The following is a 26,136-nucleotide window of genomic DNA, read 5'->3' on the forward strand; positions in this document are numbered from 1 at the left end:
GGAAGGCGTTCAGCGTTTCGCGGGTTCCGCCGGCATTTCCGGCAGGTCGTAGCGGATCCGCCACAGCTTGAACGGCAGCGGCTTGCCCGGCTGGACCGCGCGCAGCGGCACCGGCTCGAGCCAGTTCGGCACCTCGCCCTTCGCCAGCTGCGCATAGAAGCCGTTCGGCCCGCGGCTGCGGTAGAGCGTCGTCTCCGACAGGTTCGGACAGATCAGCAGATATTGCGCCTTGTGCGCGGCGGCGATCGGCCGGAAGTTCGGCGTCGCCCAGGTGAAGGCGTGGTGGACGTCGAGGATCGCGCGGCCGTTGCGGTGATAGGGGCCGGCGATGCCGCTGTGATGCGTGACGGTGATCAGGCGCGGGCCCAGATCGACATGCGTGAAGACGATCCCGGCCGGCACGTCGTCGAGCACGCGCAGGTTGCTCATCCGCGCGCAGGCGGCGTTGGCGGCGGCGACCTTGTCCGGCGGCGCCGGCTTGCCCGGCTTGGCGTCGTTGCCGGCGGAGAAGAAGGGCACGACCAGCCCGGCCCACAGGCCCGAGAGCAGCAGGAAGGCGAAGACCGTGCCCAGCACGCGGACGAAGATGCCGAGCAGCCGCGCGGCCCCCTCGCCGATCCAGCGCGCGAAGGGCGCGCGGATGCCCAGGAACCACGGAATGGCGACGACCAGCAATGCCACCGATCCCGGCACCGCCAGCAGCTGCGCGGCAGGCGCGGCACGCACCTGCCAGAGGAGCATCGCGCTCGCGAATGCCGTGAACAGCGCCACCGCCGCCCAGCCGACCAGCGCCTCGCCGCGGCGCGCGCGCCAGGTGGCGAAGAGCGCGCCGAGCGTGCCGATCACCGGCAGCACCGCCATCGGGAAGGCGGTCTTGAAGGCGTGCTTGTAGATCGGCCGCGCCTCGCGGACATTGTTGAGCCAGGTATTGGCGAGCTCGTCCGAGACCTGTTCGGGGCGGCCCAGGCATTGCGGGAACAGCAGGGCGAAGCCGGCGACGATCGCCGCGCCGGCCAGCGCGGCAAGGACGAGGCGGACCCGGCGGTCGGCCGGGTTGCGCAGCGACAGCGCGAAGAGCAGGGCGCCGGCGGCGACCATCACGGTCAGCCATACGGGCGTGAGCGCGTCGCAGCGCATCGCCTGGTTGGCGTTCGAGGCGAAGAGCGCGAAGCCGAGCGCCGAGCCGCCGCCGAGCGTCAGGCCATAGACCTGCATGCGGCGCACATCGTCGCGATCCCAGATCCAGCGCAGCGCGATGATCGCGCCGGCCATCGCGCAATAGGGCAGCATCTCGAGCCCGATGGTGAGCGAGGCGGCGCTGGACAGGCCGACAACGGCGCCGCCGCGGGCGCGGCGCGGATCGGCGAGCCCGGCGACGGTCATCGCCAGGAACGCCAGCTGCCAGCCATGATGGTCGATCCGCATCGGCGCGAACATCGACATGGTGGAGGCGCAGCCCATCAGGACGATCAGCGCCACCGGCCAGGCCCAGGGCGCCACGAGCCGGCGCACGGCGAGCGAGAGCCCGGCCATGGCAAGCGCCAGCGGCAGCAGCGGCGCGAGGCCGCACGCCCATTTCTCGGCGGTGGCGGTGCCGACGAACGGCTTGAAGGCGAGGATCAGCCCGGCGATCGGCAGGTCGACCAGGCGCGACCAGTGGATGTCGAACCCGCCCAGCGCCGGATCGAGGCGATATTGCCGTAGATCGTACCAGCCCTGGCCCGCCAGCCAGGCGCGGACCTGCATCAGGCGCATATTGTCGTCGGTATCGCCGAGCAGCAGCCAATAGATGTTGCCCTGCCGGTCGTGGAGGAACCAGGCGACCACGCAGAACCAGAAGAGCGCCATCCAGCGCAGCCAGTTGCGGTCCAGTTCTCGGTCGAGGCGGAACCCGCCCTTGGCTTCTGGCGTCAAAATCGCTTCCCTCGCTCCGCGCCACGCATTAGGGCGACCGGCGGTTCTTGGGCAAGCGATTGTGGCGGCGGTAATCAGGCGATTCGAAGAGATGTGGGCGAATGGCGTGTTCGGGCAGCTCGTGCGCTTCGGCATCGTCGGGCTGGCGTCGACCTTCGTCTATGCCCTGGTCTATTGGCCGCTCGCCACCTATGCGATCCCGCCGGTGCTCGCGTCGATCGCGGGCTTCCTGGTCGCGGTGGTCTTCGGCTATGTCTTTCACAGCCGCTGGAGCTTCAAGGGGCATGAAGCGGAAGGCGGCGTCGGCACCCAGTCCAAGTTCGTTGCGGTCCAGTCGGTCGGCATGGCGATGAACGCGGGCTTCACCTGGGTGATCACCGGGCCGCTGCACCAGCAGACCTGGGTGCCGCTGCTTCCCGTCGTCTTCGTGACGCCGCTCGTTACCTTCGCGCTCAACCGCTATCTGGTATTCAAATAAGATGGACCGCATCGTCTACGAGCGCATGGCCGCCCACGACACCACCCATTGGTGGTATCGCGCGCGCCGCGAGATCCTTTCCGACTATCTGAAGCGCTATGCCGGCATTCCGGGCGGCGCGCGCATCCTCGAGATCGGCTGCGGCACCGGCCACAATCTGCCGATGCTGGCCCAGTTCGGCGAGATCGACGCGATCGAGATCGACGAGATCGCCGCCGCCAAGGCGAGCGAGCGGCTGGGCAAGCAGGTCGGCTCGTCGCCGCTGCCCGAGCTCGCCGGCGTGGCGGATGCCAGTTACGACCTGGTGGCGGTGCTCGACGTGGTCGAACATGTCGAGGACGATGTCGCGGCGTTGCAGGCGATCGCCCGGGTGCTCAAGCCTGGCGGCAAGATCCTGATCACCGTGCCGGCCCATCAATGGATGTGGAGCGCGCACGACGTGGTGAACCACCACAAGCGCCGCTATTCCAAGGCGACGCTGACCGCCTCGCTGCACAAGGCCGGGCTCGGCTGGCAGAAGCTGCGCTGGTTCAACTCGCTGCTCTTTCCGGTGGCAGTGGCGGCGCGCTTCGTCGGCAAGCTGACCGGCAAGGACGACAGCGACGATTCCCCGCCGCCCAGGCCGCTCAACGCCGCGTTCGAAACGGTGTTCGGGCTGGAGCGCCATCTGCTCGGCCGGCTGCCGATGCCCCCGGGCCTGTCGATCATCGTGCTGGCCGAGCCGAAGCAGTAACCGTCATCCCCGCCACCATGCGTCACCCCGGCGAAAGCCGGGGTCTCGTGCGGTTCCTGTCCCGCGCTACGGCATGAGATCCCGGCTTTCGCCGGGATGACGGTGGTGCTCAGACTTCGCGCGGCGTCACCGGCGAGACGCTGACCTCGCCCGAATCGGCATAGCGATAGCCAAGCGAGGCATGGCCCATCACCGGCCCGGCGACGTCCGCGACGATGTAGAGCGGCCGGCGCTTCGACTCGACATAGAGCCGGCCGAGATACTCGCCGATCATGCCGAGCACGAACATCTGCACCGCGCCCAGCACGACGACGACCAGCATCAGCGAGGTCCAGCCGGGGATCGCCGCGCCCATCAGGAAGCCGGCGAAGATGTAGAGCACCAGCAGCGCCGACAGGCCGGTGAGCACCAGGCCGACATGGCTGGCGAAGCGCAGCGGCGCGGTGGAGAAGCCGGTGATCGCGTCCAGGGCGAAGCGGATCATCTTGCCGAGCGGATATTTGCTCTCGCCGGCATGCCGCTCGTGCCGGTCATAGGGGAAGGGCACCTGCTTGAAGCCCACCCAGGCGACCATGCCGCGGATGAAGCGCGCCTGCTCGGGCAGCGACAGAAAGGCATCGAGCGCGCGTCGCGTCATCAGGCGGAAATCGCCGGTGTCGAGCGGGATCGGCGTGTCGGTGATCCGATCGAGCATGCGGTAGAAGAAGGCGGCGGTGATCTTCTTGAAGATCGTCTCGCCGTCACGCTTGCGGCGCACCGCATAGACCACGTCGGCACCCTGTGAGCGCATCGCGGCGCGCATGTCGGCCAGCAGCTCGGGCGGGTCCTGCAGGTCGGCGTCGATGATCAGGATCTCCTCGCCCGCGCACAGGTCCAGCCCGGCGGTGAGCGCGAGCTGATGGCCATGGTTGCGCGAGAGGTTGATCGCGACGAGGCGCGGATCGCTTGCGGAGAGGCGCTGCATCACGTCCCAGCTCCTGTCGCGCGAGCCGTCGTTGATCAGCACGATTTCATAGTCGTCGCCCACCGCGGCGCGGGCGGCGCCGGAGACGCGGCCGTGCAGCATCTCGAGGCACGCCTCTTCATTGTAGCAGGGGATGACGACGGAGAGTTTGGGCCGCTTTTGCATGACCGGACGCTCTAGCGTCGCGACGAGCCGCCGTCGAGCGGCATGGATGCCTCGCCCGCAACGCGACCGCCTCTGCCCACGCTTCTCCCCGTTACGGGGTTGACGCTCCGCTGCCAGGGAAGCTAACGCACATCGCAATTGAGAATCACTTGCATTATCAGAAAGGGTTTCGGGGCATGCGGCGGACGAGCATGGGGATCAGCCTTTGGGCGCTGGCGGCGGCGCTGCCGGCCCAGGCACAGGAGACGAAGGGCGCCGAGCAGCAGCAGGATTCGACGATCACCGTCACCGCCACGCGCATCCCGGCCGATGTGAAGGAAGTGCCGGCCACCGTCAGCGTGATCGACGAGAAGAAGATCGCCGACCAGCTGGTGACCGACATCAGGGATCTGGTCCGCTACGAGCCGGGCATCAGCGTGCCGCGCGGGCCGACCCGCTTCGGCGCGGCGCTGGGCGTCACCGGCCGCGCCGGCAATGAAGGCTTCATCGTCCGGGGCATCGGCGGCAACCGCGTGCTGATCCAGGTCGATGGCGTGCGGGTGCCCGACGGCTTCACCTTCGGCGCCCAGTCGGCCGGCCGCGACTATGTCGATATCGGCCTGGTCAAGTCGGTCGAGATCCTGCGCGGCCCGGCTTCGGCGCTCTACGGCAGCGACGGGCTGGCCGGGGCGATCAGCTTCACCACCAGCGATCCGGCCGACTTCCTCGGCGGCGGCAAGAAGATCGGCGGCCTGGTCCGCGCCGGCTACAGCTCGGCGGACAACGAGTTCGCCGAGACCGGCATCGTCGCCGGCCGCTTCGGCGACGTCTCGGCGATGCTCTCCTATACCCGCCGCGACTTCCACGAGCTCGACAACAAGGGCAGCAAGGGCGGCACCGGCTCGGCGCGCACCGAGCCCAATCCGCAGGATGGCCGCACCAACGCCGTGCTCGGCCGCATCGTCTACGAGCCCGATGCCCGGAACCGCTTCCGCATCACCGGCGAATATCAGGACAGCCATGTCTTCACCAATGTGCTGACCGGCCTGAGCGCCACGGTCGACCTGCTCCAGGCCCGCGACACCACCAGGCGCGGCCGCATCGCGGGCGACTGGTTCTGGAAGGGCGACGGCCTGTTCGACCATGCCCGCCTCAGCGTCTGGTGGCAGGATGGCGAGAACCGCCAGTTCACCGACGAGGACCGCACCCCCGCAGCGGACCGCGAACGCCTGAACACCTTCGAGAACACCGTGTTCGGCGGCTCGGTCGAAGTCGGCGCGCGCTTCGCGACCGGCGCGGCGACGCACCGCCTGCTCATCGGCGGCGACATCAGCAGGACGCATCAGGAAGGGCTGCGCGACGGCAAGGTGCCGCCGGCGGGCGAAACCTTCCCGACCCGCGCCTTTCCCGAGACCGACTATGTGCTGGCCGGCGCCTTCATCGCCGACGAGATCGTGCTCGGCCCGGTATCGCTCTATCCCGCCCTGCGCTTCGACGCCTATGACCTGTCGCCGAGGCGCGACCCGCTACTGCCGAGCTTCAACGGCGCCGCCCAGTCCGGCTCGCGCGTCTCGCCCAAGCTCGGCGCGGTGGTGCGGCTGAGCGACGAGATCCGGCTGTTCGCCAACTATGCCCAGGGCTTCAAGGCGCCCGAGCCGAGCCAGGTGAACCAGTTCTTCTCGAACCTCGCCTTCGGCTACACCTCGCGGCCCAACCCGAACCTGCGGCCCGAAAGCAGCGAGAGCTGGGAAGCGGGCTTCCGCCTGAACAGCGGGCCGGTCAGCCTCGACGTCACCGGGTTCATCGCCGACTATGACGACTTCATCTCGCAGGAAGTGACCGGCGGCGCCGGCACTCCGGCCAATCCCGCCATCTACCAGTTCATCAATATCGACCGTGCCCGGGTGAAGGGCGCCGAGGCGCGGTTCCAGGCCCGCTCGGCCAATGGCCTCTCCGGCACGCTCGCCTTGGCCTATGCCCAGGGCGAGCAGATCGAGCCGAACGGCGTGCGCAATCCGCTCTCCACCGTCGATCCCCTGAAACTGGTGATCGGCCTGGGCTATCGCGCGCCGGACGGGCGCTTCGGCGCCGACCTGACCGCGACGCACAGCGCCCAGAAGGAGCTGAGCGCCACCACCGGCGTGTGCGGCGCCACGCCCTGCTATCGCCCCGACGGCTTCACCATCCTCGACGCGACGGCCTTTTTCCGCATCGCCGACGGGCTGACGCTGCGCGCCGGCATATTCAACATCTTCGACAGGAAATATGCCTGGTGGAACGATGTGCGGGGCTTGGGCCTGACATCGACGACCAACGGGCAGACGGTGCCGATCAGCGCCGATTCCTACACCCAGCCGGGCCGCAACGGCTCGGTTTCCATCAGCTACCGCTTCTGAGGACCAGGATCATGAGGACGCTGCTTTTCCCGATTGCATTGCTGCTGCTGGCGCCGGCGCCGGTGCTCGCCCAGCCGGCGCCCGCCCCGGCCCCGGTGGCCGGAGCGGCCTTCGAGGCCGACCGCGCCGACATCCTCGCCATGGCGGGGACGTACAAGGTGAAGTTCGACATGCAGGAGAGCACTTCCTGGCGCGCAGACTATGCCCCGATCCCGGCAAAGGTCTCGGGCGGCGACGAAGTCGTCCGGGTGATCGAGGACAAGGGCACGACGATCCGGCTCCAGCATCTGCTCGTCGTCGACATGGGCGACGGCAAGAAGATGGTGATCAAGCATTGGCGGCAGGACTGGCAATATGCGCCGGCCAGGGTGCTGGTCTATGCGGACCGCGATGCCTGGACCTGGGCCGAGGTGCCCGCCGCCGAGCGCCAGGGCGCCTGGTCGCAGACCGTCTACCAGGTCGATGATTCCCCCCGCTATGGCGGCTGGGGCAAGTGGACCGAGGTCGGCGGGGTGCGCCGCTGGGAATCGAACCGCAGCTGGCGGCCGCTCGCCCGGCGCGACGCGGTGCGCGGCCCGGTCTATGACCGCTATCTGGGCGTCAACCGCCATGCCATCGCGCCGGCCGGCTGGATCCACTGGCAGGACAATCTGAAGATGGACGGCAAGACCGCGCCCGTCGTCCAGGAATATGTCCTCAACAGCTATACGAAATTCGCGGGCTTCGACGTGAAGGCGGCGGACGATTACTGGGCGGCGACCAAAGGCTATTGGGCCGCGATCCGCGCCGAATGGGACCGGATCGCCGCGGCCAAGGGCGGCATCCGCATCACCGAGGAAGCCGATCACGGCACGGTGATTGCCGGCCGCGTGCTCGAGATCGCCGACGAGATCCAGCAGGGCAAGACCCGCGAGGCCGATGGGATCAGGACCGCCCGGGCGCTGATGGACCAGGCGACCAGGGCCGCACGGTAGATTCCCCCCTCGGGAAAGGCCCGCTTTCCTTGGTCGGAGCGGGCTGGGGGCGAGCACGGTTCCCAAGCCCGTGCCCGCCCCCTTTTTTTGCCCGCGGACGGGGAACGTTCAACCGGACGGTTGCATGATTCGTTGAATCTATTGTCCCATCTGCATGGGCGCGGGGCGACATGCCGCCGGATGGTCGAAGGCCGGGTTGAGTCCGGCCCTCCCCGGCGGCGCGGGGCGAGAGTGGCGAAGGTTCGACGGTGAGAAAGAGCCTGTCGAGCCTGGCAGGGCAAATCCTACATTGGAAGGGCAGTCTCGAAGCGCGGCGGGCGGATGGCCCGCCCCGGCCGCGAAGGACCGGGGCGGGCTGGCCGGCTATTGCGTGAAGAACTGCTGCACCACCAGATAGCTGGCGCGGGGCGTCAGCGCGTCGGCGACGCCGCCGGTGAGCCAGCCGTCGCTGGCGATCGCCCGGTCGGTGGAGTTCCGGCCGACGGGCAGGACCGAGCAGAGGCCGAACCACTCCTCTTCCCAGGTGGTGTAGAATTGCGCGTTCGCCGGGCCCCAGGGGGCGATGGCGGTGTCGCGGAAATCATGCACGCCGGCCGCCGTCTGGATCGTCGTCGCGTTGGTGACCGTCGGATCCATCCATTTGTACCATTCGTCGGAGAATTCGAAGACCTGGACGCCCTGAAGGAGCTGATCGGCCGCGGCGACCGACGGGCTGCCCACCTGGAAGCCGGCCGCCGCCTGGAGATAGGCATAGAGCGCGACTGCCGGGCCGGCCGCCGCCGGGGGATTCGCCGCGGTCCGCAGCTCGTCGAGCAGCGTGCCGTAGATCGTCGCGTCCAGCTGCATCCAGCTCGGCGACGGCAGGCCGGGATTGGCGGGATTCTGGGGCACGCCCTGGAAGAGCCAGTAATTCCCGGTATCGCTGTCATAGGCGACCAGCCCGCCGGCATTGTAGCTGGGATTGTCGGTGAAGAAGGTCGACGACGTTCGCGCCGTGCTGGTGGTGGTGACGACTGCCAGGCTCTCCTGGCCCAGCACCGTGCCCGGGATATAGGACGAGAGGACCGCCTGATTGGAGGTCGCATCCCAGGTCGCCACTTCCCCGTTGGGATTCGCCACATAGGGATCGTTGCCGCCCAGCGTGCCGAAGCCGACACCTGCGACCTGGGTGAAGCGCATCGCCTGCGGAATGCCGATCTCGCTCAGCACGACCGGCGCCATCGGCTGGCCGGCGGCCTTGCGCGCGCTGAGATAGGCGATGATCGGCGTGCTCGCGATGGGGGCTGCGTAGAGATTCCAGCCCCATAGATCCAGGGCGTAGACATCGGTGGCATAAGCGGGGCGGTTGGTGCCGGCCGTCGTCGTGATGTTGCCGTTGCTGTCGACATAGAGCGGCTGGGTGGCCGGCGGGCTGGTCGGTGGCGGGTTGGTGGGGACCGGTGGCGATTCATACTGGACCAGCTGGGTCGTCAGCGTGGCGATGTCGTCCTGCATCGCGGCGATGGTGAGCTTGTTCGGCGCGCCCTGTTTCAGGGCCGCGCCCACTGCGTTCAGAAAGTCCCAATATTCGCGATATTCATAGGTGCCGCTCGGGCCCGGCTGGTTCGTCTCGTTGGTGACGTAGAAGCCGGCCAGGGCCGGGTGATGGCCATAGCTCTGGCCCAGCCAGGTCGCCGTATCGAGATAATATTGCTGGATCTGGGTATATTGATAGCCCGGCGCCGGGGCCGTGTTCGCCGAATAGAAGGCGGCCGTCGACACGCCGACCGACAGGAACACGTAGATCGGATCGACGCCGCCGTTCCAGCACATGTCGAGAAAGACGTCGTGGCAATAATGATACCAATAGGGCGGCGCCTGCTTCACGTCGGCGCCCTGGGGCATATAGGTCGGATATTCGGTGCCGTTGGCCGCGACGTAGCGGATCGGGCCGAGTACGGTCCAGTCGATCGCGCTGTTGTCGGCCGAGGGCACCACCGTTCCCTTGCCGTCCGGTTTCGACATGGTGGAGGGCGGCATGTTGAAGCTGCCATAGACGCCGATATTGTTGGCGCCGAGCTGGCGGATCAGGCCGTTCGGCCCGACATCGCGATTCCAGATCGGCTGGTACATGATCATGGTCGTGGCGTCGGGGCCGGGATTCTGCATGCCGATATAGTAGAAGTCGCCCATCGGCGATCCGGCGGCGCCGCCATTGATGTCGAGCGGAGTCGGCTGGTAGCGGACGCCCTTGAAGACGAAGGGTTGCGGGGTTCCCGCGACGCCGGACGTGACCTGGGCGACCATCACCTGGCCGTTCGCGATGCTCCACATGGTATCGGCGTCCGGATAGAGGCCGGAATAGCCGACGGGCTGCTGGGGCGGCAATGTGGGCGGCGGTGGGGATGGAGGCGTGGCCATGATCTTCCTCTCGCTGTCGCCGGACGCTCGCGGCGAGCGCCGGTCCGGATGGGCGAGCGGAAGGGCGCGCGAGATTCATCGGGGTTCGGACATTGCTGGCATGTGAAGTCGGCCCCCGCCGCTCCTCGCCAGTCTAGCCGGGCGCGGCACGGATACGAAACGAAGTTGGCAGCGAAATGGTGGCTTATCGCCCCTGGATCGGTGCGGCCCCGGCCATTGCCGGCATCGCTTCGAGAGGTACCCTGGGTCGGGGACTCATTTTAAGCCACGCAGGGATAAGGGCGACGAGAGCGATGGCAGCGAGGTAGTTAGAGGCGTGCCGATCGTATCTAGTGGCGATACGCCGCCAGCTTGAGGCGGCAGAAGAGGCGTTCGATGACGTTCCTGCGGCGATAGATGCGCTTGTCGAGCGGGTAGGGTTTGCGTCGCGAGGCGGTGGAGGGGATGACGGGCTTGATGCGGCGTTGCTTTAACCAGTTGCGCAAACTGTCGGCATCATAGGCCTTGTCGGCGAGCAGGCGCCTGGCTGGCGTTGCGCGGCTCAGCAGCGGTATCGCGACACTGATATCGGCAATGTTGCCCGGCGTCAGCGTGAAGGCGACCGGTCTGCCGCGATCGTCGGCCAGGCAATGGCGTAGGCTTCGTAAACTTTCGCCGCATCTGGGGGTGCGATCCCGTCGCCGGCTCGTTACAGATGATACGAAACAGGTGGCGCTCACGCCCCTGACCGGAGAGACTGCATGACCGACGAGACCGAAGCCGACCTGACCGGCGCCACCCCGCGGCGCCGCCCCAAGGCGGATGTCGACACGGTCGGCGGACGCAAGCTCAAGCCCGCCACCCTGATGATGGGCCATGGCTTCGACCCGATGCTCTCGGAAGGCTCGCTCAAGCCGCCGATCTTCCTCACCTCCACCTTCGTCTTCCCCAACGCCGCCGCCGGCAAGCGCCATTTCGAGGGCGTCACCGGCAAGCGCCCGGGCGGTGCCGAGGGCCTGGTCTATTCGCGCTTCAACGGCCCGAACCAGGAGATCCTCGAGGATCGCCTGGGCGTGTGGGAAGGCGCGGAGGACGCGCTGGCCTTTTCCAGCGGCATGTCGGCGATCGCCACACTGTTCCTCTCGATGGTCAAGCCCGGCGACACGATCGTCCATTCCGGACCGCTCTATGCCGCGACCGAGACGCTGATCGCCCGCATCCTCGGCCGCTTCGGCGTGCACTGGCTCGACTTTCCCGCCGGCGCCACGCGCGAGGAGATCGACGCGGTGCTGGGCAAGGCCGCCAGCGGCAACGTCGCGCTGATCTATCTCGAATCGCCGGCCAACCCCACCAACGCGCTGGTCGATGTCGAAGCCGTGGCCGCCAGCCGCGACGCGATCTTCAAGGGACCGCACAAGCCGCCGATCGCGATCGACAATACGTTCTTAGGTCCGCTGTGGGCCAAACCGCTTCAGCAGGGCGCCGATATCGTCGTCTATTCGCTGACCAAATATGCCGGCGGCCATTCGGACCTGGTGGCAGGCGGCGTGCTCGGCTCGAAGGAGCACATCAACACGATCCGGCTGATGCGCAACACGATCGGCACGATCTGCGATCCCAATACCGCCTGGATGCTGCTCCGCAGCCTCGAGACGCTGGAACTGCGCATGTCGCGCGCCGGCGAGAATGCCGTGAAGGTCTGCGAGTTCCTGCGCACCCACCCCAAGGTGGAGCATGTCGGCTATCTCGGCTTCCTCGAGGAAGGCTCGCGCCAGGCCGACATCTATCGGCGCCACTGCACGGGCGCGGGCTCGACCTTCTCGCTCTATCTCAAGGGCGGCGAGAAGGAGGCGTTCGCCTTTCTCGACAGCCTCAAGATCGCCAAGCTCGCGGTGTCGCTGGGCGGCACCGAGACGCTGGCCAGCCACCCGGCGGGCATGACGCATCTTTCGGTGCCCGATGCGCGCAAGCAGGCGCTGGGCATCACCGACAATCTCGTCCGCATCTCGATCGGCGTCGAGGATGCCGACGATCTGATCGCCGATTTCGAGGAAGCGCTGAAGGCAGTCTGAGCAAGAATCAGGAACTTCCGGTCCCCGGCCAAGGTCGGCGCCCGGTATCGACGTAATTGAGGAGGCCGGGAAACCTCTCGAACGACATTGCAACCGGCCTGTGCCGGGGAACTGCAAGGTTCGCGAGAGTTGATTGAGATCAAGGGCCGGCAGGTATATCTTGCCGGCCCGAGGGGGAACTCGGTCATGATCGGACTTTCACGCTTCCTGGCTCTGCTCGCGGCGCCGCTGCTCGTGCTGCCCGCCGCGGCGCAGCCCGGCGATACGACCGGCAACACGGCCGGCGACATGGCCGGCATGCATGCCGGGCACGGCTTCCCGCAGACGCTCGCCGACTGGGCGCATGGCGCGCAGCTCTTCCCGGATCTCGGCAGCTTCCACCGCGACGCAGGGACGAAGGTGCCCGCCGCCCAGGCCTATTTCGACCAGGGCATGCGCCTGCTCTGGGCGTTCAACCATGACGAGGCGGCGCGCAGCTTCGCCAAGGCGACGGAGGCCGATCCCCGGTGCGGCATCTGCCATTGGGGCGTCGCGCTCACGCTGGGCCCCAATTACAACATGCCGATGATGGCGGCGGCCCGCGCCCGGGTGGCATGGGAATCGCTGAAGAAGGCCGAGGCGCTGGCGCCCGGCGCCACGCCCGCCAATCGCGCGCTGATCCAGGCCCTCGCCCGGCGCTACACCGGCCCGCAGCCGGTCGACGCCGGCAACAGCGCGCCCCTGCTCGCCGCGTTCGGCGACGCGATGCGCGGCGCGGCCAGGGCCTTTCCCCAGGACGACGACATCCTCACCCTCTTCGCCGAAGCGCAGATGAACCGTAACCCGTGGAAGCTGTGGAACGGCGACGGCACTCCGGCCCGGGACACGCCCGAGATCGTCGCCACGCTGGAGACGGTGCTGGCCCGCAACCCGCATCATCCCGGCGCCAACCATTATTACATCCATGCCGTCGAGGCATCGACCGAGCCGGCCAGGGCCGTCGGCGCGGCCGAGCGGATCGGCACGATGATGCCCGGCGCCGGCCATGTCGTGCACATGCCCTCGCACATCCTCCAGCGCGTCGGCCGCTATGCGGAATCGGCCGAGGCGAACCGCCGCGCCGATGCGGCGGACAAGGCCTATTACGCCCGGACCGCGGCGATCGACTATTATCCGATGTACTCGGCGCACAATCTCCAGTTCCTCGCCGCCTCCACGGCGATGGAGGGGCGCAGCGCCGAGACGATCAAGGCGCTGCGCGACGTGCGGCTGGTGTTCACCGACGATCAGGCCGCCGCCATGCCCGGCATGGATTGGGGGATCGGCTATCTCTACCAGGCACTGGTCCGCTTCGGCCGCTGGGACGAGATGCTGGCCGAGCCCCGGCCCGATGCGCGGCTGCTCGACCTGACCGTCAACTGGCTGTCGGCCCGCACCATCGCGCTCGCCGCCACGGGCAAGCTCCCGGCGGCCGAGGCCGAGCTGGCCGGGCTCAAGGCCAGGATCGCCGCTGCCCCCGCCGATGCGCTGGCCGGCATGAACCTGGCCGCGCCGCTCTTCCGCATCGCCGCGCTGCGTGCCGAGGCGCGGATCGCGCTCGCCCGGAAGGACGGCCCCCGCGCGATCGCGCTGCTGCGCGAAGCGGTCACCGTCGAGGACGGGCTGTCGTACAACGAGCCGTCGGACGAATTCTTCCCCACCCGCCACCTGCTCGGCGCCGCCCTGCTCGACGGCGGCAAGGCGGCGGAGGCCGAGGCGGTGTTCCGCGAAGACCTGGATCCCCGGCGCAATCCGCGCAACGGCTGGGCCCTGCTCGGCCTCGCCCAGGCGCTGAAGGCGCAGGGCAAGGATGCGGGCGCGGCGGAGAAGGACTTCGCCGCCGCCTGGAACCGGGCGGACGTGAAGCTAGCCGCGCCGGCCTTTTAGCGCCGCGGCCAGAAGATCGGCCATCACGCGATGGTCCGCGAGCGATGGGTGCCAGTTGCACCCGGTCATCGCGAGGGCGGGCACCCGCACCGCCATCGCGCCGGTGGCCGCGGCCACCGCGGCGACCTCGGCGTGGAAATTGCCGGCGGCCATCAGCACCAGCCGGGCCTGGGGCCGGCGCCGCCGGAGCTCTTTCACAAAGTCGATATAGCGGGCGCGATAGGCGGCCCGCAGCGCCGTTTCGTCGGCCCAGGCCTCGCCGGCGTGGAGCGGCGTCGAGAAGTCGTTGGTGCCGAGGTTGACGACGATCGCCCAGGGCTTCCAGCCCGGATCGGGCGCGGCCGGCGCCGGTTCGCCGGGAAGCGCGCGGGGATAGAGAAAGGGCAGGCTCTCGCCCGGGAACTTGCCGGCATAGTTGCGGACGACGCCATAGCCCGAATAGGCGATCACCCGGTAATCGGCGCCCAGCCGCCGGGCGAGGAGCGGCCCGAAGGCCTGGCTGGTGTCGGTCATGTCGTGGACCTGCTGCGCCGTGCAGGTGCGCGTGGCGGAGAGGTTGCCATAGCCCACGCTGTGCGAATCGCCGATGAACTCGATCCCGCCGGCCCGGGCGGGCGCGGGGAGCGGCGCGCCATGCGTGAAGAAGCCGAAAAAGCTGCTGCTGCCCGACTGGCTCTCGGTCAGCTTGTCGATGCGGATGGCGTGGACGCCGGGCCTGAGCCCGGCGATCTTCACGGTCGCGGGCCCCGGCGTCACCAGGGTCTGGAACGGCTTGCCGTCCAGGCTCACCCGCAGGAAGTCGCCCCGGGTCTCGACCCGGGCGATGACGTCGGTGCCGCGAAAGCGCGCCTCGACATAGGTGCCCGGCCAGCCGAGCCGCATCTCGCCGCCCTGCACCACCGCGCGGCCGCCGACATGGACGGCCAGCCGCCTGCCTTCCTGCACGGGCGCGGCGGAGAGGATGAGCGGGGCGAGCAGGGCAAGGGCAAGGCGCTTCATCGCGCCATCCTAGCCGGTCCCGTGCATGCGCGAAATCGCGACTCCGATCCGGGTTGGAGGCGCGGCGCGGCTCTGCTCTAACAGGGAGCATGACCGCGCCCCTTCGCACCGGCCTCGCCGCGCTCGTCGCCCTGTCGTTCGCCACCGCGCCGCTCGCGGCGCAGACGTCCGGCGAATCCACCTATGACGCCGCGGATCCCTTCATCGGCACCGGCGGCGAAGGCCATACCTTCCCGGGAGCGGTTGCGCCCTTCGGCATGATCCAGCTGAGCCCGGATACCGACACGACTTGCGTGATCCGCAAATGCTACGGCCATGCCGCCGGGTATCGCTACGAGGATCCGACGATCCAGGGCTTCTCGATGACGCATTTCTCGGGCGCCGGCCATTCGGACCTGGGCGACTTTCTGATGATGCCGATGGCCGGCGACGCGATCACGCCCTATCCGGGGGATGCCAAGCATCCCGACATGGGAGGCTATCGCTCCCGCTTCGATCATGCCACGGAACGGGCGGCTCCGGGCTATTATGCCGTCACGCTCGGCGATCCCGGCGTTCGCGCCGAGATGACGGCGGGCACCCGCATCGGCGTCCAGCGCTATACCTTCCCCGCCGGCCAGGCTGCGCATCTTGGCATCGATCTTCAATCGAGCCTCTACAACTATCCCGGCAAGGTGCTGTGGGCCTCGATCCGTATCCGGCCCGACGGCACGATCACGGGCGCGCGCGAAACACGCGGCTGGGCGCCCGCGCGCAAGCTGTTCTTCGCGCTGCGCACCTCGGCACCGATCACCGCCCACCGCTTCGGCAACCTCGAAAGCGACATTCCCTATCGCGGTTTCCAGGGTCCCTCGCGTGGCCGTGCCGATGCGGATCAGGTCCAGGGCCGCGACCTGCATGCGCTTCTCGACTTCGGCACACTCGACAAGCCGCTGGAAGTGAAGGTCGCGATCTCGGCGGTCGACGAGGACGGCGCGATCGCCAATCTCGACAGCGAGCCCGGCGATTTCGACACGGTCCGCGCCTCGACCCGCAAGGCGTGGGAAGCGGCGCTCGGCGCGATCGACATCGATGCACCCGCGCCGATCAAGAAGACCGTCGCCACCGCGCTCTATCACAGCATGATCGCTCCCAGCGTCTTCTCCGATGCCGATGGCCGCTGGCGCGGGCCGGACGATCAGGTGCACCAGGCGAAGGGCTTCACCTTCCACTCGACCTTTTCGCTCTGGGACACGTTCCGTGCCGAGCACCCGCTGCTGCTGCTCACCCAGAGCGAGAAGCGGAACAGCGATTTCGTCGACTCGCTGATCGCCAGCCAGCGGGTGAGCCCCTTCGGCATCCTGCCCGTCTGGCAGTTCCACGGCCGCGAGACCTGGACGATGATCGGCTATCATGCCGTGCCCGTGATCGCCGACGCCTATCTCAAGGGCATTCGCGGCTTCGACCCGCAAGCCGCGCTCGATGCAATGGTGAAGAGCGCCACCTACGGTCCCTATGGCGGCTTGGACCATTATATGCAGCTCGGCTATGTCCCGATCGACCGGGAGCCGGAAGCGGCCTCCAAGACCGTCGAATATGCCTATGACGACTGGACCGTCGCGCGCATGGCCCAGGCAATGGGCAAGGCCGATATCGCCGCCGCCTTCGGGAAGCGCGCCGGCAACTGGCGCAACAGCTTCGATGCGAAGACCGGCTTCCTGCGCGCGCGCAAGGCGGACGGGACTTTCCGCACCCCCTTCGATCCTACCGCGATCAACTATGGCTCGGACTATACCGAGGGCAATGCCTGGCAATATTCCTGGTTCGTGCCCCAGGACCAGGCCGGCATGTTCGCGCTGCTGGGCGGCGACGCGGCGGCGGTGAAGAAGCTCGACGCCATGTTCGACTTCGACAATTCGAAGCTCGACTACAGCCATGCCGAGGACATTGCCGGCCTGATCGGCCAGTATATCCATGGCAACGAGCCGAGCCACCATGTCGCCTATCTCTACGCCTATGCCGGCCAGCCCTGGCGGACGCAGGAACGGCTGACGCAGATCGTCGAAAGCCAGTACAAGCCGGCGCCGGACGGGCTCTCGGGCAATGACGATCTCGGCCAGATGTCCGCCTGGCTCGTGTTCACCGCGCTCGGCTTCTATCCCGTGGCACCGGGCTCGAACGAATATGTGATCGGCCGGCCCTTCCTGGACCGCGCGGCGCTCAACCTGCCGAACGGCAAGCGTTTCACCATCGTCGCGGACGGGCTGTCGAACACGAACAAGTACATCGGCGAGGCCATGCTCAACGGCAAGCCGCTGGCGCGTAGCTATCTGAAGCACGAGGAGATCGTCGCGGGCGGCGAGCTGCGCTTCACCATGCAGGCGACGCCGAACAAGAGCTGGGCGACGGGCAAGGCGGCGCGGCCCTATTCCATGAGCACGGCGCGCTAGGGTCAAAGCCCAATCAGCAAACTCCGTCATCCCCGCGCAGGCGGGGATCCATCTCGTGCGTTCTCCGCGAATACGCCGGTGAAGCTTGCGGGGTACGTCCGGGAGATGGGCCCCCGCCGTCACGGGGATGACGAAATGAGAGTCCGATAACCAGGCAAATCAATGACTTATATGAATCCTCACCCCAGGACGGATCGACATCCAGGCCAAGGATGTGGCTTGGCGGGCCGGAGCGCCTCGAACTGAATTTCATCGTCACCCTGACCCCGGACTGGATCCGGGGTTCAGGGGCCAACGTGCCACCAGCGATATCGCGGCTGGAGAATTGGATGCTCAACCCCGGATCCAGTCCGGGGTCCGCATGACGGCGGGGAGAGGCTTCGACATTCGACTTCCGTCCCTCGCCACCGGAAACGGACGGGACAGAGCTGAATGTCGATCCGTCCTAGGCCCGCTCCGCCGAGCTGACCGCGTCGGCCGCGCGCAGCGCCGCGAGCAGGCGCATCAGGTGCGCGGCGTTGCGCACCTCCAGGTCCATCGTGTTGGTGTGGAAAGTGGTGTCGCGATTGTCCATGCGCAGGCCCAGGATATTGGCCTTGTGCTGGCCGATCAGCGTGGCGACGGCGCCCAGCGCGCCCGGCTCGTTCTTCAGCGTGATCTCGATCTGGGCGATGCCGCCCTCCGCCTTGTCGCCCCAGGTGAGGTCGACCCAATCCTCCTCGGTGGTATCGGCCAGGCTGGGGCAATCGATCCGGTGCACTTCGATCGGCTCGCCGGGCCGGCGGATACCGACGATGCGATCGCCCGGCACCGGCCGGCAATCGACCGAGAAGTGGAAGGCGACGCCCGGGGTGAGGCCCTTGATCTCGATCGCATGCTGCTGCGGCGGCAGGTCGTGCTCGTCCTCGCCCTCGGTCGAGCCGGGCATCAGCGCTTCCATCACCTGGAAATCGGTGAACTGGCGGCGGGCGATCGCTTCCATCAGCGAGGCCTCGTCCTGCAGCTTGAGGCGCTTGAGCGCATCGGGGATCGCGCCCTCGCCCGGCGGCGTCGGCAGCCGCAGCACGATCTCGTCATAGAGCTTGTGGCCGAGCGCGATCGTCTCCTCGCGCTCCTTGTAGCGGATATGGCGGCGGATCGCCGCGCGCGCCTTGCCGGTGATCGCGAAGTTGAGCCAGTTGGCCTGGGGCTCCTGCGCCTTGGAGCGCAGGATCTGGACCTGGTCGCCCTGCTCGATCTCGGTGCGCAGCGGCACGACGCGGCCGTTGATCTTCGCGCCCACCGCTTGGTCGCCCAGGTTCGAATGGACCGCATAGGCGAAGTCGATCGGCGTCGCGCCCTTGGGCAGCTGGATCAGCTCGCCCTTGGGAGTGAAGGCGAAGATGCGATCCTGGTACATCGCCATGCGGGTATGCTCGAGCAGCTCCTCGGGGCTCTCGGCATGCTCCAGAATCTCGATGAGATCCTTGATCCAGCTGACCTGGGTATCGGGCCGGACGTTGCTGGCCTTGTAGGCCCAATGGGCGGCGAGGCCATATTCGGCCTGGGCATGCATGTCGCGCGTGCGGATCTGGATCTCGATGCGCGTGTCGCCGGCATGGATGATGCTGGTGTGGAGCGAGCGATAGCCGTTGCGCTTGGGCGTGGAGATATAGTCCTTGAACCGGCCCGGCACCATCGGCCAGCGCCGGTGGATCACGCCGAGCGCGCGGTAGCATTCCTCCTCGGTGTCGACGATCGCGCGAAAGGCCATGATGTCGCTCAACTGCTCGAGCGAGACGTGGCGCTCCGACATCTTCTTCCAGATCGAATAGGGATGCTTTTCGCGCCCGGTGATCTCGGCGTCGATGCCGCCGCGCGAAAGGAGGAGCTTCAGGCCCGAGGCGATCTTGGCGATGCGGTCCTCGCCCTCGATCTTCAGGCTGTCGAGCCGCTTCTCGATCGATTCATAGGCTTCGGGCTCGAGCTCGCGGAAGGCGAGCGTCTGCATCTCCTTCATGAACTCGTACATGCCGATCCGCTCGGCGAGCGGGGCGTAGATGTCCATCGTCTCGCGGGCGATGCGCTTGCGCTTGTCCGGGTTCTTGATGTGATGGAGCGTGCGCATGTTGTGCAGCCGGTCGGCCAGCTTGACGAGCAGCACGCGGACATCGTCCGACATGGCGAGCAGGAACTTGCGGAGATTCTCGGCGGCGCGCTCGCTCTCGGTCTGCGCCTCGATCTTGGAGAGCTTGGTGACGCCGTCGACCATGCGCGCGACATTGTCGCCGAACAGGCGCTGGATGTCCTCGGGCGTGGCCACCGTGTCTTCCACCGTGTCGTGCAGGATGGCGGTGACGATCGTCTCGTCGTCGAGATGCAGGTCGGTGAGGATGCCGGCCACTTCGATCGGGTGGCTGAAATAGGGGTCGCCGCTGGCGCGCTTCTGGGTGCCGTGCGCGTTGACCGAGAAGACATATGCCCGGTTGAGCATCGCTTCATCGGCATCGGGGTCGTAGCTCAGGACCCGGTCGACAAGTTCATATTGGCGCAGCACGGGATCTAGATGGGGCCCGCTGCTGTTGCTTTGCAATAAATTTGCGCGCTCCGCGGCGCTTTTCGTGCGGTGCCGGCCACTTCGAGGGCGAAGCGGCCGGCCCCGATCAACTCAGTTCGCCTTGGCGTTGCACTTTTCGAGCGCGGCCGCGTCGAAATCGGCGCCGTTGGCGCGGAAGGCCGAGAGCTTGCCGACTTCACGAGCGACGAGCTCGCAGACGATGCCGTCGCGCGCATTCGCCTTGGCGGCGACGCAAGTGCCGGCATCGCACTTCCACAGCGTCGAGCGCGTGACGAGGCTGGTCTTGGCCGGCGCGCTCACCGGCGTGGCGGAATAATAGCCGTTCGGGGCACCCTGCGCGATGCCGGCGGCGGGGACGAGGGCCAGCGTGGCCGCAGCCGCTGCGGCGAAGAAGCGGGTCATGGGAAATCCTCCTGGGGTCAGAACCTGCAGCCTGGGCTGCGGCCCGGTTTTTAATTGACATAGAAGTAAGTTGCAACGAGAAACTTTTGCTGCGGCGCAAGAAGTTACGGCATTCCGTAGCGTCAGCTTTTACGGTAGGATGACAAGTTATGGGTGGTGCCATTCGAGAGTCGCTGCGCCAGCTGGCGAATGACTGCAGCCTGCCGGCGGCGCTGGAAGCGATGGGCGAACGCTGGTCGTTCCTGATCCTGCGCGGCTCGTTCAACGGGCTGCACCATTTCGAGGAATTCCAGTCCGAGCTGGGCATTGCGCGCAACATCCTGGCGAACCGGCTGGCGCGGCTGGTGGACAAGGGCATCCTGCAGCGCCAGCCCTGCGCCGATGATCGCCGCAAGATCGAATACCGCCTGACCGACAAGGGCTATGCGCTGCTGCCGGTGATGGTGTCGCTGCGCCAATGGGGCGAGCGCTGGGAGACGGGGGTGCCGGCCTATCCGGTGCTGGTCGACGCGCGCGACAGCCGCCCGATCCGCGCCGTGCAGGTGCTGAGCCATGACGGACGCGCGCTGGGCAAGGGCGACCTGCTCTGGGCGCTGCCGGAGGATGTGGTGGCGGAGGAGGACGCGGTCGAGGTGAAGGCGGCGGAGTAGGTGGGGCTACCAGACCGCGACGGCCTGGATGTCCACTCGGGTTGGCGTGAAGGGCAGGAACACGACGAGCGGATTCTTGAAGAACCCGCCGCATCCGATCAGCGCGGCGCGTATCCATAGCGCGGATCCGACACGCAGCAGGCTGACCGGACCGCCGAGGCCCGAGACGAACGACGGCACGACGTTGCGGATGAGATAGGGTTGCCCTTCCCCTGCCGCGGCTTCGGGAATGTCGCCGACCAGGTCCTTCGCCTGGTCCAGGCCAAGCGGGACGATCTCGGCCTTTTCGAGCATTTCGACCGCCTGGGCCCGCCGGGCCGCACCGACCTCATGGATCGCCGCCTTGGCGATCGGGCTGACCTGCTGTGGCGTTCCCGGACGCGACTGGACCCAGTCGGCATATCCATCGACGTCGGGCGGGCATATGAGCCTGAAGTCTGGCACCTGAATCGCCCGGGGCTGGTGCCGCTGCGCATTGGCGGGCCCCGAGAGCAGGATCAAGGACGCAGCGATCAACGGTGAGCCGGCTCGGATCATGCGCGAATGATACGTTGTTACATTGATGGCGGCAATGGCCGATCAGCCCCCCAGCCCCTCCAGCCGCACGCGCACATTCTCCGGGATCGGCTTCGACTTGCGCGTCGCCAGGTCGACATGGACGCTGACCATCTCGATCTCGGTGTGGAGCTCGCCGGTATCGGCATGGCGGAGTTCGACGCGCATCGTCATGCTCGACGTGCCGACGCGCTCGACCCGGGCAAAGCCCTCGACCATGTCGTCGAACACGAACGGCTTCTTATAGTCGATGGCGGCGCGGACGACGTTGAACTCGGCATCGAGCCAGTCCGGGCCGATATCGCCCAGATCGGCCCAGCGCCAGAATTCGCCGAGCGTGACGTCGGCATATTCGAGATAGCGCGAATTGAAGACGATCTTCTGCCCGTCGATCTCGGAATAGCGGACGCGGAAGCGGGTGGAGAATGGGAAGCCGGGACGCATCGCGGCGGGGTGGCGCGCGGAGAGGCGCGCGTCAACCGTCCCTTCGCTATCCCCGCGCGGGCGAGGGCGCCTAGGTTGGGAACCCAAACAGGTATTTGATTTTCTGGTGTCACCCCGGCCTTGCGCCGGGATCCCGCTGCTTCCTGCGCTGGCGAGACAGCGGGACCCCGGCGCAAGGCCGGGGCGACGAAGGAAGAATATGCGTCCTCAATCTAGCTCAGCAGCCTGATGCCGACGATCGCCAGCACCGTCGCCAGGATCGGCACCAGCACCCGTTCGGAAACGCGCGTCGCGATCAGGCTGCCGATCACGATGCCGGGGATCGAGCCGAGCAGCAGCGCGACGAGCAGGCCCGGGTCCACCGATCCCATCGTCCAATGGCCGATGCCGGCGATGAAGGTGAGCGGCACCGCATGCGCGATGTCCGAGCCGACCAGCCGCGCCACCGGCGCGCCGGGATAGAGGACGAGCAGCGCCGTCATCCCCAGCGCGCCCGCGCCCACCGAGGTGAGCGAGACGAGCACGCCCAGCACCGCGCCCAGCACGATGGTGAGCGCCGCGATGGCGCGCGCGTCAAGCCGGGCGAAGCGCTGTCCCGCCGCGTGCACGATGCGGGTGCGGAAGAACAGCGCGATGGCGGTGAGGATCAGCGTGACGCCGAGGATGGCCGAGATCAGGTGCCCGGTATCCTGCGCGCCGCGATGGGCGGCGCTGAGGAACAGCAGCGTGGCGGTGGTCGCCGGCACGCTGCCCGTCGCCAGCCGCCGCACCACGCGCCAGTCGACCGATCCGCGCCAGCCATGGACGGCGGTGCCCACTGCCTTGGTGCCCGAGGCATAGAGCAGGTCGGTGCCGACGGCGGTGGCCGGATGAAAGCCGAAGACGAGCACCAGCAAAGGCGTCATCAGCGATCCGCCGCCGACGCCGGTCAGCCCGACGAGCAGGCCGACGAGCACGCCGGCAAGCGAATAGAGCGGATCGACGTGCAGCACCGGCCCGGGCTCAGCCTGCCTTTGCCGCGGTGTTGACGCCCATCGACTTGAGATATTGCTTCACGTTGCGCGCCGCCTGGCGCAGGCGCTGCTCGTTCTCGACCATCGCGATGCGCACATAGCCCTCGCCATTCTCGCCATAGCCGACGCCCGGCGCCACCGCGACCTTGGCATGGGTGAGCAGCTGCTTGGAGAATTCGAGGCTGCCGAGATGCGCCAGCGCCGGGGGCAGCGGCGCCCAGGCGAACATCGACGCCGGCGGTGAGGGGATTTCCCAGCCGGCGCGGCCGAAGCTCTCGACCAGCACGTCGCGGCGCTTGTGGTAGAGTTGGCGATTGGCCTCGACGATGTCCTGCGGGCCGTTGAGCGCGGCGCAGGCGGCGGCCTGGATCGGGGTAAAGGCGCCGTAATCGAGATACGACTTCACGCGCGTCATCGCCGCGATCAGCTGCTTGTTGCCCACCGCGAAGCCCATGCGCCAGCCGGCCATGGAATAGGTCTTGGAGAGCGAGGTGAACTCGATCGCCACGTCCTTGGCGCCCTTGACCTGCAGGATCGACACGGTCGGCTTGCCGTCGAAATAGAGCTCCGAATAGGCGAGGTCGGAGAGGATCCACACCTTGTTCTCGCGCGCCCAGGCGACGAGCCGCTCGTAAAAGGCGAGGTCCACCGTCTCCGCCGTCGGGTTCGACGGATAGTTGACCACCAGGATCGAGGGGCGCGGCACGGTGAACGCCATCGCCCGCTCGAGGCTTTCGAAATAATGCTCGTCCGGCGTGGTCGGCACCGCGCGGATCGTGGCGCCGGCGATGATGAAGCCGAAGGTGTGGATGGGATAGCTGGGGTTGGGCGCCAGCACGACGTCGCCCGGCGCGGTGATCGCGGTGGCGAGGCTGGCCAGGCCTTCCTTCGAGCCCATCGTCACCACCACTTCGGTCTCGGGATCGATCTCGACGCCGAATCGGCGGGCATAGTAATTGGCCTGGGCGCGACGCAGGCCGGGAATGCCCTTGGACTGGGAATAGCCGTGCGCGTCGGGCTTCTGCGCGACTTCGACCAGCTTCTCGATCACGTGCGGCGGCGGCGGCAGGTCCGGATTGCCCATGCCGAGATCGATGATGTCCTCTCCTGCCGCACGCGCCGCTGCCCGCATCGCATTGACTTCGGCGATGACATAGGGGGGCAGGCGCTTCATGCGGTAGAATTCTTCGGACATTTCCTCGTCTCTCAGGGGTTGGAGCGCGGCACGAACTTGTGCCGTGCGCCTGTCCTACGCCATGTTCGCGCCTGCGGGAATGACGAGTTGCCTGTGGTGCGCTAAAGCGGCGCTTGAAGAGGATGAGCATGGCCGAAACGACCACACCGCCGATTCCCGATCTCGAGGACCTGCAGCACTGGACCTGGGTGCTCGGCCGCGCGCAGCAGATGATGCTCGAGCACGGCATGGACATGATGGAGCATCTGCCCGCCGCGCCGCCCTTCGGCGCGCTGCTCGATCCCGCCGCGGCGGTGAAGGCGACCACCGATTTCTGGTCGGACACGATGAAGCTGTGGCAGCGCTTCCTCGATCCGCAGAACGCGGCGCCCTTCGAGGAGACGCCCGAGCAGGCGCGCGACAAGCGCTTCAAGGCGCCGCAATGGCGCGAGGAGCCGGTGTTCGACTTTCTGCGCCAGAGCTATCTGGTCATCGCCGACCATATGCTGCGCGGCGTCGACGCGCTGGAGGGGATGGACCCCAGGCAGAAGGACCAGGTGCGCTTCGCGACCCGGGGCTTTCTCGACGCGGTGAGCCCCACCAACTTCCCGGCGACCAATCCCGAAGTGCTCGAGAAGATCGTCGAGACCAAGGGCGAGAGCCTGCTCAAGGGCCTGTCCAACATGCTGGGCGACCTGGCCAAGGGCCAGATGACCCAGACGGCCGAGGGCGCCTATGAGCTGGGCCGCAACCTGGCGATGACGCCGGGCAAGGTGGTGAAGCGCACGCCGCTCTACGAGCTGATCCAATATGCCCCGGCGGAAGGCGCGAAACAGGTCTATGCGACGCCGCTGCTGATCTTCCCGCCCTGGATCAACCGCTACTACATCCTCGATCTCAATCCCGAGAAGAGCTTCATCCGCTGGGCGGTGGAGCAGGGGCTGACCGTGTTCGTGGTCTCGTGGAAGTCCGCCGACCCCACGATGAAGGACGTGGTGTGGGACGATTTCGTCGAGGGCGGGCAGATCGACGCGATCGACACGGTGCGCGACCTGCTCGGCGTGGAGGCGGTGCACGCGATCGGCTATTGCGTCGCCGGCACCACGCTGGCCGCGACGCTGGCGGTGCTGCACGCCAGGGGTGAGGCCGAAAAGGTCAGGAGCGCGACCTTCTTCACCGCCCAGGTCGATTTCTCCGAGGCGGGCGAGCTGGGCATGTTCGTCGACGACGATCAGCTGGCGATGATCCGCAGCCTGGGGGCCGAGGGCTTCCTTGACGGGCGCTACATGGCGGCGACGTTCAACCTGCTGCGCGGGCGGGACCTGATCTGGAACTACGTCACCAACAACTATCTGATGGGCAAGGAATATGCCCCGTTCGACCTGCTCCACTGGAACTCGGACGTCACCAACCTGCCGGCGCGCTGGCACATGAGCTATCTGACCGACCTCTATCGCGACAACAAGCTGGTCCAGCCCGGCGCGCTCGCGATCGGCGGCACGCCGCTCGACCTCTCGAACGTGGCGACGCCCGCCTATGTCCAGGCCGGGCGCGAGGATCACATCGCCCCGGCGCAGAGCGTCTGGAAGATCACGCACTATTTCAAGGGGCCGCTCAAGTTCGTGCTGGCCGGATCGGGGCACATCGCCGGAGTGGTGAACCCGCCCTCCGCGCAGAAATATCAATATTGGACCAATTCGGAGAAGGCCGGGACGCTCGCCGAGTTTTTCGCGGGAGCAAAAGAGACCAAGGGGAGTTGGTGGCCCGACTGGATCGGCTGGCTCGACGCGCTCGATGCCGCCCGGGTTCCGGTCAAGGGCGCACGGATTCCGGGCAAGGGCAAGCTCAAGCCCCTGGAGGACGCGCCGGGAAGCTATGTCCGGATGCGCTGATTTCCCGCGCTATTCCAAGCTTTTACCTATTTTTGTGCAGTGCACAAAAGTCACTTGCATTG

At 67.4% G+C, this 26,136-nt stretch carries 20 protein-coding genes; 9 read left to right on the forward strand and 11 right to left on the reverse strand.

Annotated elements, in window-relative coordinates; translation table 11 throughout:
- Nucleotides 1-9: 9 nt before the first annotated feature.
- Nucleotides 10-1,848, reverse strand: a complete 1,839-nt coding sequence (locus ACIQCS_RS15740) for an AcrB/AcrD/AcrF family protein (RefSeq protein WP_345852020.1) — start codon at nucleotides 1,846-1,848, stop codon at nucleotides 10-12.
- A gap of 172 nt (nucleotides 1,849-2,020) precedes the next feature.
- Here ACIQCS_RS15740 and ACIQCS_RS15745 point away from each other — a divergent pair, with 172 nt between their 5' ends.
- Entirely contained in the window at nucleotides 2,021-2,392 is a 372-nt protein-coding gene (locus tag ACIQCS_RS15745) for a GtrA family protein (protein ID WP_280280492.1), read from the forward strand.
- 1 nt (nucleotide 2,393) lies between these two features.
- Nucleotides 2,394-3,125, forward strand: coding sequence for a class I SAM-dependent methyltransferase (locus ACIQCS_RS15750; RefSeq protein WP_345849047.1), 732 nt, complete (start codon nucleotides 2,394-2,396; stop codon nucleotides 3,123-3,125).
- Between the two features lie 109 nt (nucleotides 3,126-3,234).
- Here ACIQCS_RS15750 and ACIQCS_RS15755 read toward each other — a convergent pair whose 3' ends face one another.
- Entirely contained in the window at nucleotides 3,235-4,254 is a 1,020-nt protein-coding gene (locus ACIQCS_RS15755) for a glycosyltransferase family 2 protein (protein ID WP_345849045.1), read from the reverse strand.
- 191 nt (nucleotides 4,255-4,445) lie between these two features.
- On the opposite strand from ACIQCS_RS15755, the gene ACIQCS_RS15760 reads away from it, so the two are divergent.
- Entirely contained in the window at nucleotides 4,446-6,629 is a 2,184-nt protein-coding gene (locus ACIQCS_RS15760) for a TonB-dependent hemoglobin/transferrin/lactoferrin family receptor (RefSeq protein WP_345849044.1), read from the forward strand.
- Nucleotides 6,630-6,640: 11 nt separating this feature from the next.
- The gene (locus ACIQCS_RS15765) at nucleotides 6,641-7,603 is read left to right on the forward strand and encodes a DUF6607 family protein (RefSeq protein ID WP_345849043.1); all 963 of its coding nucleotides are present in this window, start codon (nucleotides 6,641-6,643) and stop codon (nucleotides 7,601-7,603) included.
- A 363-nt stretch (nucleotides 7,604-7,966) separates the two neighbouring features.
- Here the strand turns inward: ACIQCS_RS15765 and ACIQCS_RS15770 are convergent, their stop codons facing one another.
- The gene (locus tag ACIQCS_RS15770; RefSeq protein ID WP_345849041.1) at nucleotides 7,967-10,003 is read right to left on the reverse strand and encodes a hypothetical protein; all 2,037 of its coding nucleotides are present in this window, start codon (nucleotides 10,001-10,003) and stop codon (nucleotides 7,967-7,969) included.
- A 329-nt stretch (nucleotides 10,004-10,332) separates the two neighbouring features.
- Nucleotides 10,333-10,722, reverse strand: coding sequence for a transposase (locus ACIQCS_RS15775; RefSeq protein WP_345849039.1), 390 nt, complete (start codon nucleotides 10,720-10,722; stop codon nucleotides 10,333-10,335).
- A gap of 21 nt (nucleotides 10,723-10,743) precedes the next feature.
- On the opposite strand from ACIQCS_RS15775, the gene ACIQCS_RS15780 reads away from it, so the two are divergent.
- A complete protein-coding gene (locus ACIQCS_RS15780) occupies nucleotides 10,744-12,054 on the forward strand; it encodes a cystathionine gamma-synthase family protein (RefSeq protein ID WP_345849036.1) in 1,311 nt (436 codons plus the stop codon).
- Nucleotides 12,055-12,240: 186 nt separating this feature from the next.
- Nucleotides 12,241-13,959: a hypothetical protein gene (locus ACIQCS_RS15785; RefSeq protein ID WP_345849033.1), complete on the forward strand. Its 1,719-nt coding sequence runs from the start codon at nucleotides 12,241-12,243 to the stop codon at nucleotides 13,957-13,959.
- Here the strand turns inward: ACIQCS_RS15785 and ACIQCS_RS15790 are convergent.
- Nucleotides 13,939-14,958 (reverse strand): GDSL-type esterase/lipase family protein, encoded by a 1,020-nt coding sequence (locus ACIQCS_RS15790; protein WP_345849031.1) that lies wholly within the window; start codon nucleotides 14,956-14,958, stop codon nucleotides 13,939-13,941. The genes ACIQCS_RS15785 and ACIQCS_RS15790 overlap by 21 nt on opposite strands.
- 89 nt (nucleotides 14,959-15,047) lie before the next feature.
- Between ACIQCS_RS15790 and ACIQCS_RS15795 the strand changes: the two genes are divergently transcribed.
- Nucleotides 15,048-17,387, forward strand: coding sequence for a GH92 family glycosyl hydrolase (locus ACIQCS_RS15795; RefSeq protein ID WP_345849029.1), 2,340 nt, complete (start codon nucleotides 15,048-15,050; stop codon nucleotides 17,385-17,387).
- A gap of 445 nt (nucleotides 17,388-17,832) precedes the next feature.
- Here the strand turns inward: ACIQCS_RS15795 and ACIQCS_RS15800 are convergent, their stop codons facing one another.
- Complete coding sequence (locus tag ACIQCS_RS15800) at nucleotides 17,833-19,923, reverse strand: bifunctional (p)ppGpp synthetase/guanosine-3',5'-bis(diphosphate) 3'-pyrophosphohydrolase (protein ID WP_280280501.1); 2,091 nt, start codon at nucleotides 19,921-19,923, stop codon at nucleotides 17,833-17,835.
- A gap of 111 nt (nucleotides 19,924-20,034) precedes the next feature.
- Nucleotides 20,035-20,346, reverse strand: a complete 312-nt coding sequence (locus ACIQCS_RS15805; RefSeq protein ID WP_280280502.1) for a CC_3452 family protein — start codon at nucleotides 20,344-20,346, stop codon at nucleotides 20,035-20,037.
- A gap of 149 nt (nucleotides 20,347-20,495) precedes the next feature.
- Between ACIQCS_RS15805 and ACIQCS_RS15810 the strand changes: the two genes are divergently transcribed.
- Nucleotides 20,496-20,996: a helix-turn-helix domain-containing protein gene (locus ACIQCS_RS15810; protein ID WP_280280503.1), complete on the forward strand. Its 501-nt coding sequence runs from the start codon at nucleotides 20,496-20,498 to the stop codon at nucleotides 20,994-20,996.
- 6 nt (nucleotides 20,997-21,002) lie between these two features.
- Here the strand turns inward: ACIQCS_RS15810 and ACIQCS_RS15815 are convergent, their stop codons facing one another.
- From ACIQCS_RS15815 to ACIQCS_RS15830, 4 genes are all read right to left on the reverse strand, one after another.
- Nucleotides 21,003-21,440 (reverse strand): hypothetical protein, encoded by a 438-nt coding sequence (locus ACIQCS_RS15815; protein WP_401531289.1) that lies wholly within the window; start codon nucleotides 21,438-21,440, stop codon nucleotides 21,003-21,005.
- Nucleotides 21,441-21,575: 135 nt separating this feature from the next.
- Nucleotides 21,576-21,995, reverse strand: a complete 420-nt coding sequence (locus ACIQCS_RS15820; RefSeq protein WP_280280560.1) for a thioesterase family protein — start codon at nucleotides 21,993-21,995, stop codon at nucleotides 21,576-21,578.
- 212 nt (nucleotides 21,996-22,207) lie between these two features.
- Nucleotides 22,208-22,984: a sulfite exporter TauE/SafE family protein gene (locus ACIQCS_RS15825; protein ID WP_280280561.1), complete on the reverse strand. Its 777-nt coding sequence runs from the start codon at nucleotides 22,982-22,984 to the stop codon at nucleotides 22,208-22,210.
- Between the two features lie 13 nt (nucleotides 22,985-22,997).
- The gene (locus ACIQCS_RS15830) at nucleotides 22,998-24,203 is read right to left on the reverse strand and encodes an LL-diaminopimelate aminotransferase (RefSeq protein ID WP_280280505.1); all 1,206 of its coding nucleotides are present in this window, start codon (nucleotides 24,201-24,203) and stop codon (nucleotides 22,998-23,000) included.
- A gap of 122 nt (nucleotides 24,204-24,325) precedes the next feature.
- Here ACIQCS_RS15830 and ACIQCS_RS15835 point away from each other — a divergent pair, with 122 nt between their 5' ends.
- Nucleotides 24,326-26,074, forward strand: coding sequence for a PHA/PHB synthase family protein (locus tag ACIQCS_RS15835; RefSeq protein WP_401531292.1), 1,749 nt, complete (start codon nucleotides 24,326-24,328; stop codon nucleotides 26,072-26,074).
- Nucleotides 26,075-26,136: the final 62 nt, after the last annotated feature.

This window comes from Sphingomonas sp. NPDC092440 (genome assembly GCF_044754985.1).
Taxonomy (GTDB): Bacteria; Pseudomonadota; Alphaproteobacteria; order Sphingomonadales; family Sphingomonadaceae; genus Sphingomonas.